Genomic DNA, 19,359 nt, shown 5'->3' on the forward strand with positions numbered 1-19,359 from the left:
GTCCATAAATCGTGCAGGGCGCGCCCGGCGGTCAAGTGTTCAGACCGGCCCGCCAGGCGGAGTTCCTTAAATCAGCCCCAGCGCCTTGAAAACAAATGCATATTCGAGTGCTACGTCACGTAATCCCTGGTAACGACCACTCATGCCGCCGTGGCCAGCGCCCAGTTCGGTCTTGAGCAGCAACAGGTTGTCGTCGGTCCTGGTGTCGCGCAGCTTGGCCACCCACTTCGCCGCTTCCCAGTACTGCACGCGGCTGTCGTTGTAGCCGGCGATCACCAGCGTCGCCGGGTAGGCCTGGGCGCTGACGTTTTCGTACGGCGCGTAGGCCTTGATCCGCTCATACACCTCCGGCTCTTCAGGGTTACCCCATTCGTCGTATTCGGTGATGGTCAGCGGCAACTCGGGGTCGAGCATGGTGTTGAGCACATCGACGAACGGCACTTCGGCAATCGCCGCCTGGAACAGCTCCGGGCGTTGATTGAGCACCGCGCCGATCAACAGGCCGCCGGCGCTGCCGCCGCTGATGGCCAGTTGCTTGGAGGTGGTCAGGCCCTGGGCGATCAAGTGTTCGGCGCAGGCGATAAAGTCGCTGAAGGTGTTTTGCTTGTGCTCCTGCTTGCCGCCGCGATACCAGGCCTCACCCAGTTCGCCGCCGCCGCGTACATGGGCAATGGCGAAGGCCACGCCACGGTCCAGCAGGCTCAGGCGGGCGTGGGAGAACCACGGGTCGAGGCTGTGGCCGTAGGCGCCGTAGCCGTACAGATACAGGGGCGTCGGCTTACCCAACTGGTCGCGTCGGACGACAAGACTGATCGGCACCTGAGTGCCATCGGCCGACGTTGCCCACAGGCGTTGGCTGACGTAGTCGTCGGCGTTGAACACGCCCAGCACCGGGGTTTCCTTGAGCACTTGTTGTGCGCCGCCGGCCAGTTCCAGCTGACGAACCTGGGCCGGGCGGTTCAGGGCCTCATAGCGCAGGCGGATCTTGTCGCTGGCAAATTCCAGGCTGTTTTGCACATAGAGGCTGTAGGCCGCGTCCGGTAACTCCACGCGATAAGCGGCTTGCCCCTGTGGGTGCACTTCGATGATCGGCAGGCCGCCGATCCGCAGGCTCAGGGTCATGGCCCGGGCATTGAGGCTTACGCCATCGAGCATTACCGCGTCGTCGTGGGGGATCAGGTTCAGCCAGTCGTCCTGGGTCGGCACACTGCCGGTGTCGGCCGCCTGGAACAGCGCAAAGTTGATGCCGTCACGGTTGCTGCGGATAAACCAGGTCCACTGGTCGTCCAGCTTGCCGTGGTCGACGTCATATTCATGGCCTTCGACCCGTGGCGCCATGCAGGTAAACGCCTGCTGCGGCTTTTCGGCGTCCAGGGCCCAGATCTCGCTGGTGGTCTTGCTGCCCAGGGCCAGCAGCAACTGACGCTCGGAGCTGGAGCGGTAGCAGTGCAGGAAGAAACGTCCGTCAGGCTCGTGGAACACTTCTTCGGCGGCAGTGCCGTCCAGGCGATAGCGATACAGCTTGTGCGGGCGATGGGTGTCGTCCAGTTCGGTGAAGAACAGGGTCAGGCTGTCGTTGGCCCAGGTCATGCTGCCATCGCAGTCTTCAAACTCCAGTTCGCTGACCTTGCCGGTGGCCAATTCCTTCACGTAGAGGGTGTAGATCTCTTCGCCGCTGGTATCCAGGCTGTAGGCCAGGCGCTGGTGGTCCGGGCTGATGCTGAAGGCGCCGAGGGAGAAAAAGCCGCCATTGGCCAGTACGTTCGGGTCCAGCAGCAGCTCTTCCGCGCTTTCGTCGACCTGTTGGCTGTCGTCCGCCGGGCGCGGGCAGCGGTAGTGGCGGGCGTATTCGTCGCCGGCGGTGGTGCGGGTGTAATACAGGTACGGGCCCCAGGGCGAGGGCAGGGACAGGTCGGTTTCGAGAATGCGGCCCTTGATCTCCTCGAACAGGGTCTCGCGCAGCGCCTGCTGGTCGGACAATTGTGCTTCTTGCCAGGCATTTTCCGCCTTGAGGTAATCGAGCACCTCGGCGCTGTCACGCGCTTGCAGCCAGGCATACGGGTCGGTGCCTGGGGCCTTGCGGGCGATCGGGGCGGCAGTGATGTGGGTCGATGGGGGCATGGATCACTCTCTGTCTGGCGGTTGGCCGACGGCATTGCAGCCTCGGCACTGAAAAGCCGTTATCATAGCGGCCTGTTTGCCTACCTTGCCATGGACACCATGACCGAGAACGACTATCTGATCGCTTGGGGCCTCTACGCCTTCGCAGCCCTGGGTTGCCTGTTGGTGTGGTTTGCCATGACCCGCTGGATGTGGCGCTGGCTGCGCGAGCCACTGCGGTTGCTGGTGGCGGTGCTGCTGTTCAGCCCGACCATCGTCGACCCGGTGAAGACCCAGTTCGCCCCGGCCGTGGCCATCACCGCCCTGGACCTGGTGCTCAAGGTCGGCAACAACGCCTGGCGGGCGATTTCCGATCTGTTCATGTATTGCATGATCGCGTTCGGCGTGTACCTGGTGTTCGTGCTGATCCGCTGGCCCATCGAGCGTGCCGCCAGGGTTCGTCGTGAGCAGAAGGCCGCCGCTGCGGCAGCCGCTGCTGCCGAGCCGGAGGATGACGACGAACCCTTCGCCGATGAGCGTTACGGTCGCCCGGCACCTGTCAGCGGTATGCGGGTCGAACCGCGCCTTTAACGTTGTACGCCCTGTATCGAGAAGCCTGGCATGTGTGAATTATTGGGCATGAGTGCCAACGTACCGACCGATATCGTCTTCAGCTTCACCGGGCTGATGCAGCGCGGCGGACGTACCGGGCCCCACCGCGACGGTTGGGGCATCGCCTTCTACGAGGGCCGTGGCCTGCGGTTGTTCCAGGACCCGGCGGCCAGCAGCGAATCGGAAGTCGCGCTGCTGGTGCAGCGTTATCCCATCAAGAGTGAAGTGGTGATTGGCCATATCCGCCAGGCCAATGTGGGCAAGGTGTGCCTGTCCAATACCCATCCGTTCGTCCGTGAACTGTGGGGCCGTAACTGGTGCTTTGCGCATAACGGTCAACTGGCGGACTTCAACCCCCGCGCCACGTTCTACCGCCCGGTGGGCGATACCGACAGCGAAGCGGCGTTCTGCGATTTGCTCAACCGAGTCCGTGAAGCGTTCCCGGAACCGGTGGACATCGAACAGGTGCTGCCGGACCTGATCGCCGCCTGCAGCGAATACCGCAGCAAGGGCGTGTTCAACTGCCTGCTCAGCGACGGTGACTGGCTGTTCTGCTATTGCTCGACCAAACTGGCACAGATCACCCGGCGTGCGCCATTTGGCCCTGCACGGTTGAAAGATGTCGACGTGATCGTCGATTTTCAGGCCGAAACCACCCCCAATGACGTGGTGACGGTAATTGCCACCGAACCCCTGACCGAAAACGAGACCTGGACCCGCTACGAACCGGGCCAGTGGAGCCTGTGGCGGCGCGGCGAATGTGTCAGCCAAGGTAAAACGGAATAAGGACGTCGAATATGTTGCTCAGCTATTTGCGACTGGTGTTGTTTGCCGTGGGGCTGTTGGTCGGTGTGCAGGTGCCGGGGTTTATCAGCGACTACGCCAAGCGCGTCGAAGCCCACTTGATCGAAGCCCAGACCGGCTTGCGCGGCTTCGATGCCACGGCGCAACAGTTCTTCAACGGTGACTTGCAGGCGCTGGTGGCCCATTACCGTGCCAGTGACGACCCGGTGTTTCGCAGCGATGCCAACAGCCTGGGCACCTTGCTCGACCGCCAGGCAGCGCTGGATAAGCAGTTCCAGGCGATGCAGGGCCCGTGGTACATCCGCGCGCTGCAAGTGGCGGTGGCCGCCGACCCGGCGATTCGCCAGGAAACCTGGAACGGCTACAGCTACATGCTGTTGCTGACCCCGGAAGCCATGGGCTGGGGCCTGGGCGGGGCGATGTTGTTGTCGTTCGGCATCGAGTGCCTGTTCCGCCTGATCGACTGGGTGGTGTTGGGCGGCAAGCGCCTGCGCCAGAGCCGACCGATTGAAGAGCGGGACCTCAAGGGGCTTTAAAGGCTGACGCGGTCAAATTGTGGGAGCGGGCTTGCTCGCGAATGCGGTGCGTCAGTGACATAGGGGTTGGCTGGCACACCGCATTCGCGCGCAAGCCCGCTCCCACAGTTTTAAATCGGTTCCTTCAGTGGCATGGGTTTGCTCAACACCATCAAGTCCTCGCCCACCTTCTGCGCATACTGCTGCACCACGCTCTGGCACAGCGCCACAATTTCCTCCACCAACTCCACGCCCACTCGCCACGACACCACCACCTGCAGGTTCGGCGGCCGTTGTTCCATGGGCAGCATGGTCAATTCACCTCGTGCCAGCTCTTCACTGACCAATACGGGCGGGAACGCACCAATCCCGAACCCGTCCCGCAGCAGGCGGGTGATCGCTGACACCGAGTTCACACAGTTCATCCGTGGGGCGGATACGCCGTTAGCCTGCATCAGGCTGAGCACGTCCTGGTGCGGACAGGAGTTTTTCGAGTAGGTGATGATGCGCTCCTGGGCCAGTTCGGCGAGGGACGCGTAGTCGCGGTTGTAGATCGAGTGGCTGGCGACGATCCAGCCCATGGGGTGGCTGGCCAGTTCCAGGCTGCGCAAGGTTTCCTGGCGCAGCAGGTCGGTTTGCAGGATCAGGTCGAGAAAGCCTTTTTGCAACTGATCGCTGAGGTTCAGCGCGGTATCGGCGACCAACTCGATTTCTACCCGCGGAAAGTTGTCCGTCAGTTCTGCCACCAGCGCGCTCAGCCAGGTGTGGATCACCGTGTCCATCACTCCGATGCGGATACGCCCGACCTTGCTGCTGGTGGTTTCCAGGGACTGCTTGAGCCCTTGCATGGTCGCCATCATCTGCTCGGCATAATCGAGCACCTTCAAGCCTTCCGGCGTCAGGCTCACACCTCGGGAATCGCGCAGGAACAGCTTCACCCCCAACTCGCTTTCCAGCACGGCGATACGGCTGGAGATCGAGGCCTGGGTGGTGAACAGCTTCTCTGCCGTGAGGCGAAAGCTCTTGAGCTTGGCCACCCAGACGAAGGTTTCGAGGAACTTCAAATTCATGGGATCAACTTTTCTTATGCATGGATTGTTTTTTATTAGTTGGACGCAGCGTGCCGCAACCGCCAAAAATCGAGCTGTCTCACGATAAGCGTCGTTGGGGCTCGGGACAACATCGTTGCGAGATCTTGGTAAAAGATCCCACACTACAAAAAAATAAAGCCTACAGGAGCCCTACCGTGAGCCGCCTGCTATTGAACTGCGACATCGGCGAAAGCTTTGGCAACTGGACCTTGGGTCTGGACGCCGAAGTCATGCCGTTCATTGATTGCGCCAACGTAGCCTGCGGTTTCCACGCCGGCGACCCGAGCATCATGCGCAAGACCGTCAGCCTGGCCTTCGAGCATGGCGTGCAGGTGGGCGCGCACCCGGCGTACCAGGACCTGCAGGGTTTCGGCCGCCGCTCCATGGCCTACACCCCGCAGGAAATCCAGGACCTGTTGCACTACCAGGTCGGCGCCCTCGACGGTATTTGCCGGGCCCAGGGCGGGCGGGTCAGCTACGTCAAACCCCATGGCGCGATGTACAACGACATGATGGCCAAGCCTGCGCAATTGCGTGCGGTGATCCAGGCCGTGGCGGCCTACGACGCCAGCCTGCCATTGATGCTGATGGCCACCCGCGACAACAGCGCCGCCCAGGCCCTGGGTGACGAATATGGCGTGACCCTGTGGTTCGAAGCCTTTGCCGACCGTGCCTACGACAGCGCCGGCCATCTGGTCTCCCGCCAGTTGCCGGGCGCGGTGCATCATGACCCGGAAAAGATCATCCAGCAGGCCTTGATCATCGCCCGGGGAGAACAGTTGGTCGCCAGTGATGGCAGTCCGTTGCACCTGCAAGCCAATACCTTGTGCGTGCATGGCGATAACGCCAGCTCAGTGGCTGCCGTGCAGCGCATCCGCGAGGCGTTGACCCCAGCATGAAGCCACGGATTGAAGTGGTGGCCATCGACTGCCTGATGGTGCGCCTGTTTGAGGTGATCGCCGAAGACAACATGCCCTGGATGCTCGCCGCCACCCGCCGTTTGCGCGAAGGTTTTGGCCCGGCGCTGGTGGACCTGGTGCCGTCCTACACGACCCTGATGGTGCACTACGACCTGCTGGCGCTGGACCCTGGCCAGGCACGGGCGTTGATCGACCAGGCGCTCAAGGAATTGCAGCCCGAACCCAAGGGCAGCGGGCGATGCCATGTGTTGCCGGTCTGGTATGACCTGAGTGTCGGCCCGGAGTTGGCGTTGCTGGCGCAGCGCAGTGGCCTGGCAGTGGAGGAGGTGATTCGCCGTCACAGCCAGCATGAGTACCAGGTATTCGCCTTGGGCTTCGCCCCGGGGTTTGCTTTTATGGGGCTGGTGGATGAACAGCTCGCGACACCGCGGCTCAACACCCCGCGCAAGCGGGTGGCGGCGGGCAGCGTGGGCATCGCCGAGCGGCAGACGGCGGCTTATCCGGTGGTCTCGCCAGGTGGCTGGAACCTGATCGGCCGCACACCGGCCAAGTTGTTTGACCGCGAACGCGACGGCTACAGTCTGATGCAGCCGGGGGACACCGTGCGTTACGAAGCGGTCAGCCATCGCGAATTCATCAACCTGGGTGGCGATGACACACCGTTGGAGGCCCAGGCATGAGCCGCTTGTTGATCGAGGCCAGCACCCCGCTCTGCTTGTTGCAGGACGCTGGACGTTTTGGCGTAAGGCACTTGGGCGTGACCCAGGGCGGCGCGCTGGATTGGGTGTCGATGTCGTGGGCCAATTGGTTGCTGGGCAATGCCCTGGATGCGCCGGTGGTGGAAATCACCTTGGGTGGCTTCACCGTGCAGGCCGAGGCCTATTGCCTGCTGGCGCTGGCCGGGGCGGACTTGGGCGCGTATGTCGACGAGCGCGCGATCAGCCCGGGGCGCAGCTTTATTCTGCAAAAGGGCCAGCGCTTGCGTTTTACCCAGCCATTCAGCGGTGCGCGGGCTTACCTGGCAGCGCCGGGCGGGTTTGATGCGCCGCAGGTGCTGGGCAGCTGCGCCACGGTGGGACGTGAAGAACTGGGCGGGCTGGATGGCTTTGGCCGGTCACTGGCCGAAGGTGCGCAATTGACCTATTCGGGCGTGGGCGGTGCGATGCAGGTGTTGTCCGCCGGGCAATTGCCGAAGCTGGATTCCAAGGCGCCACTGGAGGTGATCCTCGGGGCGCAGATCGGTCAGTTTGGCGGGCAGAGTCTGTTTGATGTGTTCAACAGCGAGTGGACCCTCGACAGCCGTTCCGACCGCATGGGCATGCGCTTGCTTGGCACGCCGCTGGAGTATCAGGGGCCGTCGCTGATCTCGGAAGGCATCCCGCTGGGGGCGATCCAGGTGCCGCCGGACGGGCAGCCGATTGTGTTGCTCAATGACCGGCAGACCATTGGCGGCTATCCGCGACTGGGGGCGTTGACGCCATTGGCGTTGGCGCGGCTGGCGCAGTGCTTGCCGGGGGAGAAGGTGAGGTTGGCGCCGGTGGTGCAGGAGACGGCGCATCGCCAGCAAGTGGAGTATTTGCAGTACCTTGCCAGAAACTAAAGACCGCCGCAGGACAAAATGTGGGAGCGGGCTTGCTCGCGAAGGCGGTGTATCAGCCAATATATTCGGTGACTGACACTGCGCTTTCGCGCGCAAGCCCGCTCCCACATTTGATCGTGGTTGTCTGGGAAACAACTTACTTCGACAAAAAGCGCATCCCTTCCTCAAGCCCGCGCAACGTCAACGGAAACATCTGGTCTTCGATCAAGTCCCGGACAATCCCGGTGGACGCCGTATAGCCCCAGGTATCTTTCGGGTACGGATTAATCCAGATCAGCTTCTTGTACTTCTCCATGAACCGCTGCATCCACACATACCCGGGCTCTTCATTCCAGTGCTCGACGCTGCCGCCGGCCTGGGTGATTTCATACGGCGCCATGGCCGCATCGCCGATAAAGATCACTTTGTAGTCGGCACCGTACTTGTGCAGCAAATCCTGGGTCGAGGTGCGTTCCGAGCCCCGACGCATGTTGTTCTTCCACACCGATTCATAAATGAAGTTGTGGAAGTAGAAATACTCCAGGTGCTTGAACTCGGTCTTGCACGCCGAGAACAACTCTTCGCAAGTCTTCACATGGGCATCCATCGAGCCGCCGATGTCGAACAGCAGCAACAGCTTGATGGTGTTACGCCGCTCCGGGCGCATCTGGATATTCAGCAGCCCGGCATCGCGGGCCGTATGGTCGATGGTGCCGTCGATGTCGAGCTCTTCCGCCGCACCCTGGCGTGCGAACTTGCGCAGGCGGCGCAGGGCGATCTTGATGTTGCGCGTGCCCAGTTCCACCGAATCATCGAGGTTCTTGTACTCGCGCTGGTCCCAGACCTTGACCGCCTTGCCCTGGCGCTTGCCGGCATCCCCCACGCGAATGCCTTCGGGGTTGAAGCCGCCGGAGCCGAAGGGGCTGGTACCGCCGGTGCCGATCCACTTGTTGCCGCCGGCGTGGCGTTCCTTCTGTTCTTCCAGACGTTTCTTGAATTCTTCGATCAGCTTGTCGAGGCCGCCGAGGGACTGGATCTGTGCGCGTTCCTCGTCGGTCAGCGAGCGTTCGAATTCCTTGCGCAGCCAGTCTTCGGGGATCAGCGCCTGCAGGTGATCATCGAGTTTTTCCAGGCCATTGAAGTAGGCGCCGAAGGCCCGGTCGAACTTGTCGAAATGCCGTTCGTCCTTTACCAGGATCGCCCGGGCCAGGTAGTAGAACTCGTCCATGTCGGCGAAGGTCACGCGCTGTTTCAGCGCGTTGATCAGGTCCAGCAGCTCACGCACCGACACCGGCACCTTGGCTGCACGCATTTCATTGAACAGGTTGAGCAGCATGGCAATCGCCCTTATCGGTTACCGCGACGGCTCATGAACGCCAGGCGTTCCAGCAACTGCACGTCCTGCTCGTTCTTCACCAGGGCACCGGCCAGGGGCGGGATGGCCTTGGTGGGGTCGCGCTCGCGCAGTACCGCTTCGCCGATGTTGTCGGCCATCAGCAGTTTCAGCCAGTCCACCAGTTCGGAGGTGGACGGTTTTTTCTTCAGGCCCGGTACTTTGCGCACGTCAAAGAATACGTCGAGGGCTTCGCTGACCAGGTCTTTCTTGATGTCCGGGTAGTGCACGTCGACGATCTTTTGCAGGGTGGTGCGGTCCGGGAAGGCGATGTAGTGGAAGAAGCAGCGGCGCAGGAACGCGTCCGGCAGCTCTTTTTCGTTGTTGGAGGTAATGATGATGATCGGGCGCTTCTTGGCCTTGATGGTCTCGTCGATTTCGTAGACGTAGAACTCCATCTTGTCGAGTTCTTGCAGCAGGTCGTTGGGGAACTCGATGTCGGCCTTGTCGATTTCGTCGATCAGCAGGATGACCCGCTCCTCGGACTCGAAGGCTTCCCAGAGCTTGCCCTTTTTCAGGTAGTTGCGTACGTCGTGCACCTTGTCCACGCCCAGTTGCGAGTCCCGCAGGCGGCTCACCGCGTCGTACTCGTACAGGCCCTGGTGCGCCTTGGTGGTGGACTTGATGTGCCAGGTGATCAGCTTGGCGCCAAAGGATTCGGCCAGTTGCTCGGCGAGCATGGTCTTGCCGGTGCCCGGTTCGCCCTTGACCAGCAGTGGCCGCTCCAATGTGATGGCGGCGTTGACGGCCAGTTTCAGGTCATCGGTGGCAACGTAGGCCTGGGTGCCTTCGAACTTCATCTATCAATCCTCGAACGTGACGCCGAACGGTGCAGGACCGAAGCGGGCGAGTAATCAGCTTGGCCCGACTATACCGCGCAGCCCCGGCGACTGTGAACGCAGACGGGCTATTCAGTCTCTGAATGGGCAGTCACGTTGAAGATCAATCTGTCGAGGGCTTGGGTTGTTCATAGCGGGCGTTGAAGGCCTGGACAAAACCATTGCGCAAAATCTGCAAAAACGCCTGGAACGCGCTGATATCTTGCTGGTGCACGTTGCCGCTGAGCTCCACGCGGGTGGCGAACTGGTTTTTCTGCTGGTTCTTCAGCACGGTTTCGCTGACGCCAACCACCGCCTCCCAGATCGACCGGAAGATGCCCTTGTCCTTGTTCTCGACATCCTGCTGCCAGTTGAACACTTCGACATTGCGCAGCAAAGGCTTGATGTAGCCGGTCAACTGGCCTTTTTCGGCCTGGGCTTCCACCACCAGGTCGCCGGTGCCGGCATTGAAGTCGAACTTGCCGTAGGCCGAGGCGAAGTCATTCATGCGCTTGAGTTCGATATCCCGGGCCCGGAAGCGGAATTCGAAGTTTTCGAAATTGCTCAAGGGGTCGAACGTGGCGGTGGCTTCCAGCGGTGCCTGGCCCAGAAACAGCGCCTTGCCGTCGAAGCGCGCGTCGCGCTGGCCTTTGACATCCACCACGTTGGTCAGGTTGTAGAAGCTGGCGTTGACCTGGGTCGCGTACATATTGACCGGCGGTTTCGAACTGAAGTTATGGAACGCGATCTTTCCGTCGTCGATGCGTACCTCGTTCAGGGTGATCGGCAACAGTTTGCTCAGTTGGGCCCGCCAGTCGGTGCCCTGACCGGTCTGGGACGCCTGTTTGTTGGTGCCGCCGTCGACGAAGTTCAGCTCCGGCTTGATGAACTGTGCCTCGGCCACCACTGCGTGGTCGTACCACAGCGAATGCCAGCTCACTGACAGGTCGATCACCGGCGCCTTGACGAACGGTACCGGCACCTTGCCGTCGACCTTGACGATCTGCAGGCCGTTGATCCGATAGGCGCCGCGCCACAGTGCGAGGTCGACATCGGTGACCTGGCCGCGGTAATCGCCCATGTCGGCGAGTTTGTCATTCAGGTAATTGCGCACCAGATAGGGCAGTGCGATATCCAGGACGACCAGCAGTACCACGACCCCGACGAGGGTCCAGAGCGGCCAACTGTAGCGACGTTTCATAGGAAAATTCTCCATCCGTGTAGGCGATTGACTGCTGGCGCCGCCGGACGTTCGCTTGACTGGACGCCTTGCAACACGAGGCATACCCTTGGGGCCTTCCTGAAATTGCCTTAAGGACCCGTCATGAGCCGCATTTTTGCAGACAACGCGCACTCCATCGGTAACACGCCCCTGGTTCAGATCAACCGTATCGCGCCGCGTGGCGTGACTATCCTGGCCAAGATCGAAGGGCGTAACCCGGGGTATTCGGTGAAGTGCCGGATTGGCGCAAACATGATCTGGGATGCCGAAGGCAGCGGCAAACTCAAGCCGGGCATGACCATTGTCGAGCCGACTTCCGGCAACACCGGGATCGGCCTGGCATTTGTCGCCGCCGCCCGTGGTTACAAGCTGTTGCTGACCATGCCCGCCTCCATGAGCATCGAGCGCCGCAAGGTGCTCAAGGCCCTCGGCGCCGAACTGGTGTTGACCGAGCCGGCCAAGGGCATGAAGGGCGCGATTGAAAAAGCCGGCGAAATCCTTGCCAGCGACCCGGCCAGGTACTTTATGCCGGCCCAGTTCGAAAACCCGGCCAACCCGGCGATCCACGAGAAAACCACCGGTCCGGAAATCTGGAATGACACTGATGGCGCGGTCGACGTGCTGGTAGCGGGCGTGGGCACTGGCGGCACCATCACCGGGGTGTCGCGCTATATCAAGAACATCCAGGGCAAGCCGATCCTGTCGGTGGCGGTGGAGCCGATCAGTTCGCCGGTGATTACCCAGGCGCTGGCCGGTGAAGAGATCAAGCCCAGCCCCCACAAGATCCAGGGTATCGGCGCCGGTTTTGTGCCGAAGAACCTCGACCTGTCGATGGTCGACCGGGTCGAACTGGTCAGCGACGAAGAATCCAAGGCCATGGCGTTGCGCCTGATGCAGGAGGAGGGGATTCTGTGTGGTATCTCCTGCGGCGCGGCGATGGCCGTGGCGGTGCGACTGGCGCAGAAGCCGGAAATGCAGGGCAAGACCATCGTCGTGGTGCTGCCGGACTCCGGTGAACGCTACCTGTCGAGCATGCTGTTCGCCGATTTGTTCACCGATCAGGAAAACCAGGCTTGATTCAAATCAGCGCGATGGCGTGGCCCTTATGCATAATTGGCCCGTTATCGCGCACCGCTAGATGCTGATTGTTGGAGTGCGCGGGTTTTTCCCGAGGCCCGGAGTGTTTATCATGGCCGGCTGCTACGTCTGGTTTCCCCGTAACGGGAGGCTAATGGCCAGACGCCTATTTCCAGGAGTTGCTGCATGACCTTTTCTTTGGCCGCCAAACTGTCGGTGTTGCTGCTGTTTATCGGCAGCACGCTGTATGTGCATTTGCGTGGCAAGGCCCGTTTGCCGATGTTGCGTCAGTTCGTCAACCATTCAGCGCTGTTCGCCCCGTACAACGCCTTGATGTACATCTTCTCCGCCGTGCCGTCCAAGCCGTACCTGGACCGCAGCAAGTTCCCGGAGCTGGACGTGCTCAAGGACAACTGGGAAGTGATTCGCGAAGAGGCCATGCACCTGTTCGACGAGGGCTACATCCGCGCCGCGGAGAAGAACAACGACGCCGGTTTCGGCTCGTTCTTCAAGAAGGGCTGGAAGCGTTTCTACCTCAAGTGGTACGACAAACCGTTGCCGTCGGCTGAACTGCTGTGCCCGAAAACCGTGGCCCTGGTCAGCAGTATTCCCAACGTCAAGGGCGCGATGTTCGCCCTGTTGCCGGGTGGCAGCCACCTCAACCCGCATCGCGACCCGTTTGCCGGTTCCCTGCGTTATCACCTCGGGCTGTCCACGCCGAACTCCGACGACTGCCGTATTTTCGTCGACGGCCAGGTGTACGCCTGGCGCGACGGTGAAGATGTAATGTTCGACGAGACCTACGTGCACTGGGTGAAGAACGAAACCGAGCACACCCGGGTGATCCTGTTCTGCGACATCGAACGCCCGCTGAGCAACCGCCTGATGACCCGCATCAACCGTTGGGTCAGCGCGCAACTGGGGCGCGCCACCGCACCGCAGAACCTGGATGACGAACGCGTTGGCGGAATCAACCAGGCGTATGCCTGGAGCAAGCGCTTCAGCGACAGCTTCAGTGGCGTGGTCAAGCAGTGGAAGCGCAAGCATCCGAAGGCTTATCGCATCCTGCGGCCAGTGCTGGCGGTGGTGGTGCTGACGGCGCTGGGGTATTGGTTGTTTGGTTAAGGCTTTTGCTGGCACGAAAAAACCGCTCCGATGAGCGGTTTTTTTATGCGCTGGATTTGTGCGGGCGAAGTTATTGCAAAGCATGTCCCCAGCTGGTTATAGTCGGCCGCAGGTGTTTCCAGACACCTTGTTCATCCCTTCATAAAAGATCAGCACATGCCAGCTTCCCTGCGCATAGCGGTAGTCGATTCAGCGGTCAACGCTGCGGTCGTGCCGTGCGGGAGCCAGCAGCCTGCGCAGATCAGTCACTACCCCCCACCTGTCAGTAGCACGCCGGTGTACGCAGTCGTATCACCGCCGGGTGTTGGCATTTCGGGCTGATCAGCTGATGGCTGTTCCCCTGTGCCCGCCTGAAAAAACCTACTGAATTTCAGCTGTTGCTGAGTTGGCTTTTTGCCTGATCACAGGTGGTATCCATGTCTGTTCTTTCGAAACAATCCGTGGCCGCGGCGGCCTCGACGAGCCTGTTTGTCTTGCTGTGGAGCAGCGGGGCGATTTTCTCCAAATGGGGCCTGGCCCACGCTTCACCCTTTGCGTTTCTGCTGATCCGTTTCGCCATCGCCCTGGCGGGGTTGGTGATACTGGTACCGATCCTCAAGCTGAAGTTGCCGCGTCCCGGCAGGCCGATGCTTTACGCGGCGGCTACCGGGCTGGTGCTGTTGGGGGCCTACCAGATTTTCTATCTGCTGGCCCTGGACCTCAAAGTCACGCCCGGCATGATGGCAACCATCATGGGCGTGCAGCCGATCCTGACCGTGGTGTTGATGGAGCGCCGGCGCTCCTGGAGCCGGATGTTCGGCCTCGCGCTGGGATTGGCGGGGTTGATCATGGTGGTGTACCAGGGCATCGGGATGTCCGGCATGTCCCTGGCAGGCATGCTTTTTGGCCTGTTGGCCCTGGCCAGCATGACCTTTGGTTCGATCATGCAGAAGCGCATCACCGATAACCCGTTGGGCACGCTGCCTGTGCAATACCTGGCCGGCTTGCTGTTGTGCTCGGTGTTTGTGCCGTTCCAGCCGTTCCACTTTGAACACAACACCGGCTTTTTCGTGCCGGTGCTGTGGATGGGGCTGGTGGTGTCATTGCTGGCGACGCTGTTGCTGTACCGGCTGATTGCCCGGGGCAACCTGGTGAATGTCACCAGCTTGTTCTACCTGGTGCCCGCGGTGACCGCGGTGATGGACTACCTGATCTTCGGCAACAAGCTGGCAATGTTGAGCTTGCTGGGGATGGGCTTGATCATCGTCGGATTGGCTTTCGTGTTCCGTAAGGGCTGATAAAACCAACGCTGTAGGAGCCAAAAAGCTCCTACAGCTTGCGGGCCAATTTCCCCGGCCGAAGCACCAGCCACAACGCCCCCGCAATCAATAACCCGCCATACAGATGCGCCATGGACAACGGCTCATCCAGCAGCAACGCGCCCCACAACACCCCGAATGGCGGAATCATGAAGGTCACGGTCATCGACTTCACCGGGCCGATGGACGTCAGCAAGCGGAAGTACAGGATGTAGGCAAACGCTGTGCATACCAGCCCCAACCCCAGCAGCGACAACCATACAGGCCAGCCACCCCAGCTGACCGGTGGATGGCTGATGGCACTCCAGGCAAACAGCGGCAGCAGGAACAGCGTGGCCCCGAGCATGCTGCCCAGGGCCGCCAGGCGACTGTCCAGCCCGCCCTGTTGATCGAGCCAGCGGCGTGCCAAAAAGCCGGCAAAGCCATAGCAGGTGGTCGCCAACAGGCATGCCAGCGCCCCCATCAACAATTCCATGTCGAAGGCCACCGGCCCGGCGCGGGTCAGGATGCCAACGCCGAACAGGCCCAGGCATACCCCGGCGATTTTCGACGGCGTGAGGCGCTCACTGAAGAACAACCCGCCAATCAGCACGCCCATCAGTGGCGTCGTGGCATTGAAGATCGCCGAGTAACCGGCCGGCAGCACTTGGGCCGCCACTGAATACATGGTCGCGGGAATGCCCGAGTTGATCACCCCGAGCAACAGGACCGTCTTGAACTTGCCCTGGAAATCCCAACTCACCCGCATCATGGCGAGGATCACCAGCAGGCCGGTGGCGGCAATCGACACCCTGAAAAACGCGGTAGGAAGGGTGCCGATTTCCGGCGCGATAATTCGCATGAACAAAAAACTCGCGCCCCAGATAGCGGCCAGCACCAACAGGTGCAGGGTGTCGACAGGTCTCACGGAGGAACTCCAGTTTGATAAGGGCGGAAGTGTTGCCCACCGACCTGTCTGACACAATCGCTAATACATGTTTTACAGCACGAAACGCGTCACCAAGCCATTGAGGTCCACCGCCAGCCGCGACAGTTCCTGGCTGGCCGCCGAGGTCTGGGTGGCACCGGCGGCGGTTTGCGTCGACAGGTCCCGGATGTTCACCAGGCTGCGGTCCACCTCACGAGCCACCAACGCTTGCTGCTCGGCGGCGCTGGCGATCACCAGGTTGCGCTGGCTGATCTGCGAGATCGCCGCCGTGATTTTCTCCAGTGCACTGCCGGCGCTGTTGGCCCGCTGCAAGGTCTGGCCAGCGTGTTCGGCGCTGCTGTTCAGGGCGCCGACGGTGTCCTGGGTGCCTTGCTGGATACCGTTGATCATCTGCTCGATTTCTTCGGTGGAGTCCTGGGTGCGTTGTGCCAGGGAGCGCACTTCGTCAGCCACCACGGCAAAACCACGACCGGCCTCGCCCGCGCGTGCCGCCTCAATCGCTGCGTTGAGTGCCAGCAGGTTGGTTTGCCCGGCAATCCCGCGAATCACTTCAAGCACCTTGCTGATGTCCTGGGCCTGCGCCGCCAGGCCCTCTGCCTTGGTCGAGGCACCGAGGACTTCGTCCACCAGGTTCTGGATCGAGCTGATGGTTTCGCTGATCTGGTAGTGACCGTGCTTGCTGTCTTCGTCGGAGGCCTTGGAGGCTTCGGCGCTGGAAACCGCATTGCCCGCCACTTCATCGACTGCCGCGCTCATCTGCGTCACGGCGGTGGCAGCCTGTTCGATCTCGTCGTTCTGCGCTTGCAGGCCGCGGGTGCTCTGCTCCATTACCGAACTCATCTCTTCCGCCGCCGAGGCCAACTGCTGCGACGATTCGCTGATGCCACGGATGGTTTCCTGCAGGTTGGCCTGCATGGTGGCCAGCGCGGTGAGCAGTTGCGCCGGCTCATCCTTGCCCTCCACGACGATCGGCCGGCTCAGATCGCCGGAGGCGATGGTGCGGGCCACTGTCAGTGCCTGGCCAATGGGCGCGGTGATGCTGCGGGTCAGCAGCCAGGCCAGCAGTAAAGTTGCCATCAGGGCGGTGACGATGATGGTGCCGACCACCCATTGGGCGCTGGTGTACATCTGCGCCGCCGATGTTGCGGCGTCTTCCACACCTTTTTGGTTGAAGGTGATCATGTCTTCCAGGCTTTTGTTGAGGACCATGCCTTGGGGGGCGAGGCGGCTGTTGAGCAGGTCCATGGCGTTTTGCTGCTGGTCCTGGTCGACCAGTTGAATCATCTGGCCGACGATCGTCATATAGCTCGCAACGTTGGCTTTCAACTGTTTGAGCAGGTCGCGTTCCTGCTCGTTGCTCAGCAGGGTTTCGTGACGGCTCAGCAGTTCTTCAAGGTCGCCACGCTGGCGGGTGATCAGGTTTTTGCTGTTGTCACGCACCCGGGACTCATCGGTGGTGAGCAAGCGCAACGCTTCCAGGCGGATGCTGGCGACGCAGGCGGCGCTGTCGTGAATGTTTTCAATACTCGGCATCCACGACTCTTCGATGATCAGTGCGCTTTCCCGCAGCTTGGCCATCTGGCCTAAACCAAACAGGCCGACCACGATCAACAGGCTGGCCAAAACCCCAAAACTCAGACTGGCGCGCAGGCCGATCCCTATATTCCTCAATGACATCTCAATGCTCCTTTGGCGGTTAGAACCTGTTCCCGGATCGGTCTTCTGACCTTGTTAGGTGGGAGAGGGCGCGCTATATAGCAAAGTGCCACTAGCTAGGGTAGTCAGGGTTTCCCTTACGTTGGATCCAATGGTCGAGAAGCCACCAGTACCGGAGCAGTAGAGCAAAGACTCTTATTTACCCCGGCTCTCACAGGCAGGCCACGTCACACAAGGCCTGTAGATGAAACGTTTAATGCTGGGAGGGTGACGCGCGGGTTTTTTGTTGACCAGTTAGTCGAATTAAATAAAGAGTAAATAAATGTACGAAATGAACAATCTTGTACAAGTCTGAATGAAAAATGATCCTTCTCCTGTTCCCGCACACTGGCTAAGCTCAGCTCACTCCAAATGCCCGCAGAGGTTTCCCGAATGCCGCAGCCAACGCCCGCCCTCGACATTGCGCAGATGATCCTCGACGGCTTCGACGACTACCGCGAGCACTTCCGCCAGATCACCGACGGCGCCCGGGAGCGCTTTGAAAAGGCGCAGTGGCAGCAAGGGCAGGCGGCATCGGCTGCGCGCATCAATCTTTACGAAGAGAAGGTCAGCGAAGTCACGGCGCGGCTGCGGGCGGCTTTCGATGAAGCCGTGTTGCTCGACATTGCCGACTGGCCGCTGGTGAAAAGTGCCTACATCAGCCTGATCGACCTGCGGTTTGACGATGAGCTGTCCGAGACCTGGTACAACTCGACGTTTTGCGGGCTGTTCAGCCATGACCTGATCAGCGACGGCTGCATGTTCATCCATACCACCCGGCCGAGCCTGCGCCGCGCCCGGGCGGCGCAGACCCGAACCTACAAGCCGGGCGGCAAGCTGGCAGGCATGCTGGAACAGATTTTCGCCGACTACAGTTTCAGCGAACCCTACGCCGACTTGCCCGCCGACCTGCGCCGCCTGGAGGCGCAATTGCGCGAAAACCTGCCGGACTGGGTGTGCAAGGACCCGGACCTCAACGTCGAACTGTTTTCCTCGGTGCTGTACCGCAACAAAGGCGCGTACCTCGTAGGGCGCATCTACACCCGCGACGAACAGTGGCCGCTGGTGATCCCGCTGCTGCATCGGGAAGGGCGCGGCATCCAGATCGACGCGCTGATCACCGACGAGGCCGATGTGTCGATCATCTTCTCGTTCACCCGCTCCTATTTCATGGTGGACGTGCCGGTGCCGGCGGAGTTTATCGGCTTCCTCAAGCGCATCCTGCCGGGCAAGCACATCGCCGAGTTGTACACCTCCATCGGCTTCTACAAACACGGCAAATCCGAATTCTACCGGGCGCTGATCAACCACCTTGCCACCACCGATGACCAGTTCATCATGGCGCCGGGCGTGCGCGGCATGGTCATGAGCGTGTTTACCCTGCCGGGTTTCAACACGGTGTTCAAGATCATCAAGGACCGGTTTTCACCGTCGAAAAACGTCAACCGCGCCACCGTGATCGAGAAGTACCGGTTGGTGAAAAGTGTCGACCGGGTAGGGCGCATGGCCGACACCCAGGAGTTCGCCGACTTCCGTTTTCCGTTGAGCAAATTCGAGCCTGAATGCCTGGCCGAACTGCTGGAAGTCGCCGCCGGTACCGTCGAAGTCGAAGGCGATACGGTACTGATCCGCCACTGCTGGACCGAGCGGCGCATGACCCCGCTGAACCTCTACCTGGAAAACGCCAACGAAGCCCAGGTGCGCGAAGCCCTGGAAGACTACGGCCTGGCGATCAAGCAACTGGCGGCGGCGAATATTTTCCCGGGCGACATGCTGCTGAAGAATTTTGGCGTCACCCGCCACGGTCGCGTGGTGTTCTACGACTATGACGAAATCTGTTTCCTGACCGAGGCCAACTTCCGCCACATCCCGGCGCCGCGTACCCCGGAAGATGAAATGGCCTCCGAGCCCTGGTATTCCATCGGTCCGCTGGACGTGTTTCCCGAGGAGTTTCCGCCATTCCTGTTTGCTGATTCCGCCCAGCGCCGCCTGTTCGACGAACTGCACGGCGAGCTGTACAACGCCGACTACTGGAAAGGCCTGCAAGAGGCGATTCGTGCCGGCAAGGTAATCGATGTGTTTCCTTACCGGCGCAAGGGCCTGGACAATGAATGAGGGGAGCGCGCGGCGGCGCTTTTCTGCGACAATCCGCCCCCTGCCTATATAGACGACCTTTGCTTAC

General features: G+C 61.0%; 17 protein-coding genes. 10 read left to right on the forward strand and 7 right to left on the reverse strand.

Going from position 1 to position 19,359, the window contains the following annotated elements; genetic code table 11:
• Window positions 1-66: 66 nt before the first annotated feature.
• Entirely contained in the window at window positions 67-2,121 is a 2,055-nt protein-coding gene (locus tag HX869_RS13840; RefSeq protein ID WP_177040338.1) for a S9 family peptidase, read from the reverse strand.
• Window positions 2,122-2,142: 21 nt separating this feature from the next.
• Here HX869_RS13840 and HX869_RS13845 point away from each other — a divergent pair, with 21 nt between their 5' ends.
• Genes HX869_RS13845 through HX869_RS13855 form a run of 3 tightly spaced genes read left to right on the forward strand, consistent with a single transcriptional unit; the run spans window position 2,143 to window position 4,052 of the window.
• Window positions 2,143-2,691 carry a hypothetical protein gene (locus tag HX869_RS13845; protein WP_003210682.1) on the forward strand — a complete coding sequence of 183 codons (549 nt, stop codon included), beginning with the start codon at window positions 2,143-2,145 and terminating at the stop codon, window positions 2,689-2,691.
• A gap of 30 nt (window positions 2,692-2,721) precedes the next feature.
• Window positions 2,722-3,498: a class II glutamine amidotransferase gene (locus HX869_RS13850; protein WP_003210683.1), complete on the forward strand. Its 777-nt coding sequence runs from the start codon at window positions 2,722-2,724 to the stop codon at window positions 3,496-3,498.
• 11 nt (window positions 3,499-3,509) lie between these two features.
• Window positions 3,510-4,052 carry a DUF2937 family protein gene (locus HX869_RS13855; protein ID WP_177040339.1) on the forward strand — a complete coding sequence of 181 codons (543 nt, stop codon included), beginning with the start codon at window positions 3,510-3,512 and terminating at the stop codon, window positions 4,050-4,052.
• Window positions 4,053-4,162: 110 nt separating this feature from the next.
• Here HX869_RS13855 and HX869_RS13860 read toward each other — a convergent pair whose 3' ends face one another.
• Entirely contained in the window at window positions 4,163-5,101 is a 939-nt protein-coding gene (locus tag HX869_RS13860; protein WP_008437943.1) for a LysR family transcriptional regulator, read from the reverse strand.
• 176 nt (window positions 5,102-5,277) lie between these two features.
• Between HX869_RS13860 and HX869_RS13865 the strand changes: the two genes are divergently transcribed.
• The 3 genes from HX869_RS13865 to HX869_RS13875 are packed head-to-tail and all read left to right on the forward strand — an operon-like array spanning window position 5,278 to window position 7,642.
• Window positions 5,278-6,021, forward strand: a complete 744-nt coding sequence (locus HX869_RS13865) for a 5-oxoprolinase subunit PxpA (protein WP_087692567.1) — start codon at window positions 5,278-5,280, stop codon at window positions 6,019-6,021.
• Window positions 6,018-6,722, forward strand: coding sequence for a 5-oxoprolinase subunit PxpB (pxpB, locus tag HX869_RS13870; protein WP_003210687.1), 705 nt, complete (start codon window positions 6,018-6,020; stop codon window positions 6,720-6,722). The genes HX869_RS13865 and pxpB overlap by 4 nt, the downstream gene beginning before the upstream one ends.
• A complete protein-coding gene (locus HX869_RS13875; protein WP_178903210.1) occupies window positions 6,719-7,642 on the forward strand; it encodes a biotin-dependent carboxyltransferase family protein in 924 nt (307 codons plus the stop codon). The genes pxpB and HX869_RS13875 overlap by 4 nt, the downstream gene beginning before the upstream one ends.
• Window positions 7,643-7,778: 136 nt before the next feature.
• On the opposite strand, the gene HX869_RS13880 is transcribed toward HX869_RS13875, so the two are convergent.
• The 3 genes from HX869_RS13880 to HX869_RS13890 form a co-directional block, all read right to left on the reverse strand.
• The gene (locus HX869_RS13880) at window positions 7,779-8,957 is read right to left on the reverse strand and encodes a VWA domain-containing protein (RefSeq protein ID WP_003210689.1); all 1,179 of its coding nucleotides are present in this window, start codon (window positions 8,955-8,957) and stop codon (window positions 7,779-7,781) included.
• An 11-nt stretch (window positions 8,958-8,968) separates the two neighbouring features.
• Window positions 8,969-9,814 carry a MoxR family ATPase gene (locus HX869_RS13885; RefSeq protein ID WP_003210690.1) on the reverse strand — a complete coding sequence of 282 codons (846 nt, stop codon included), beginning with the start codon at window positions 9,812-9,814 and terminating at the stop codon, window positions 8,969-8,971.
• Window positions 9,815-9,956: 142 nt separating this feature from the next.
• On the reverse strand, window positions 9,957-11,033 hold the full coding sequence (locus tag HX869_RS13890) for a DUF748 domain-containing protein (RefSeq protein WP_087692565.1): 1,077 nt from the start codon (window positions 11,031-11,033) through the stop codon (window positions 9,957-9,959).
• 123 nt (window positions 11,034-11,156) lie between these two features.
• Between HX869_RS13890 and cysK the strand changes: the two genes are divergently transcribed.
• From cysK to HX869_RS13905, 3 genes are all read left to right on the forward strand, one after another.
• Complete coding sequence (gene cysK / locus HX869_RS13895; RefSeq protein WP_008437962.1) at window positions 11,157-12,131, forward strand: cysteine synthase A; 975 nt, start codon at window positions 11,157-11,159, stop codon at window positions 12,129-12,131.
• Between the two features lie 186 nt (window positions 12,132-12,317).
• The gene (locus HX869_RS13900; protein ID WP_003210693.1) at window positions 12,318-13,256 is read left to right on the forward strand and encodes an aspartyl/asparaginyl beta-hydroxylase domain-containing protein; all 939 of its coding nucleotides are present in this window, start codon (window positions 12,318-12,320) and stop codon (window positions 13,254-13,256) included.
• Between the two features lie 416 nt (window positions 13,257-13,672).
• Window positions 13,673-14,533, forward strand: coding sequence for a DMT family transporter (locus tag HX869_RS13905; protein ID WP_178903211.1), 861 nt, complete (start codon window positions 13,673-13,675; stop codon window positions 14,531-14,533).
• Between the two features lie 31 nt (window positions 14,534-14,564).
• Here HX869_RS13905 and HX869_RS13910 read toward each other — a convergent pair whose 3' ends face one another.
• A complete protein-coding gene (locus tag HX869_RS13910; RefSeq protein WP_003210695.1) occupies window positions 14,565-15,461 on the reverse strand; it encodes a DMT family transporter in 897 nt (298 codons plus the stop codon).
• Window positions 15,462-15,533: 72 nt separating this feature from the next.
• Complete coding sequence (locus tag HX869_RS13915) at window positions 15,534-17,159, reverse strand: methyl-accepting chemotaxis protein (RefSeq protein WP_178903212.1); 1,626 nt, start codon at window positions 17,157-17,159, stop codon at window positions 15,534-15,536.
• A gap of 411 nt (window positions 17,160-17,570) precedes the next feature.
• Between HX869_RS13915 and aceK the strand changes: the two genes are divergently transcribed.
• Window positions 17,571-19,292, forward strand: a complete 1,722-nt coding sequence (gene aceK, locus HX869_RS13920; RefSeq protein ID WP_087692561.1) for a bifunctional isocitrate dehydrogenase kinase/phosphatase — start codon at window positions 17,571-17,573, stop codon at window positions 19,290-19,292.
• Window positions 19,293-19,359: the final 67 nt, after the last annotated feature.

Origin of the sequence: Pseudomonas sp. P7779, assembly GCF_013386315.1 — a bacterium.
GTDB lineage: Bacteria > Pseudomonadota > Gammaproteobacteria > Pseudomonadales > Pseudomonadaceae > Aquipseudomonas.

Excerpts from the sequence above, each read along its gene's own strand:
- HX869_RS13840 (WP_177040338.1), bottom strand. The coding sequence starts at position 2,121 with ATGCCCCCATCGACCCACATCACTGCCGCCCCGATCGCCCGCAAGGCC.
- HX869_RS13850 (WP_003210683.1), top strand. The coding sequence starts at position 2,722 with ATGTGTGAATTATTGGGCATGAGTGCCAACGTACCGACCGATATCGTC.
- HX869_RS13855 (WP_177040339.1), top strand. The coding sequence starts at position 3,510 with ATGTTGCTCAGCTATTTGCGACTGGTGTTGTTTGCCGTGGGGCTGTTG.
- HX869_RS13860 (WP_008437943.1), bottom strand. The coding sequence starts at position 5,101 with ATGAATTTGAAGTTCCTCGAAACCTTCGTCTGGGTGGCCAAGCTCAAG.
- pxpB (WP_003210687.1), top strand. The coding sequence starts at position 6,018 with ATGAAGCCACGGATTGAAGTGGTGGCCATCGACTGCCTGATGGTGCGC.
- HX869_RS13875 (WP_178903210.1), top strand. The coding sequence starts at position 6,719 with ATGAGCCGCTTGTTGATCGAGGCCAGCACCCCGCTCTGCTTGTTGCAG.
- HX869_RS13880 (WP_003210689.1), bottom strand. The coding sequence starts at position 8,957 with ATGCTGCTCAACCTGTTCAATGAAATGCGTGCAGCCAAGGTGCCGGTG.
- HX869_RS13885 (WP_003210690.1), bottom strand. The coding sequence starts at position 9,814 with ATGAAGTTCGAAGGCACCCAGGCCTACGTTGCCACCGATGACCTGAAA.
- HX869_RS13890 (WP_087692565.1), bottom strand. The coding sequence starts at position 11,033 with ATGAAACGTCGCTACAGTTGGCCGCTCTGGACCCTCGTCGGGGTCGTG.
- cysK (WP_008437962.1), top strand. The coding sequence starts at position 11,157 with ATGAGCCGCATTTTTGCAGACAACGCGCACTCCATCGGTAACACGCCC.
- HX869_RS13900 (WP_003210693.1), top strand. The coding sequence starts at position 12,318 with ATGACCTTTTCTTTGGCCGCCAAACTGTCGGTGTTGCTGCTGTTTATC.
- HX869_RS13905 (WP_178903211.1), top strand. The coding sequence starts at position 13,673 with ATGTCTGTTCTTTCGAAACAATCCGTGGCCGCGGCGGCCTCGACGAGC.
- HX869_RS13915 (WP_178903212.1), bottom strand. The coding sequence starts at position 17,159 with ATGTCATTGAGGAATATAGGGATCGGCCTGCGCGCCAGTCTGAGTTTT.
- aceK (WP_087692561.1), top strand. The coding sequence starts at position 17,571 with ATGCCGCAGCCAACGCCCGCCCTCGACATTGCGCAGATGATCCTCGAC.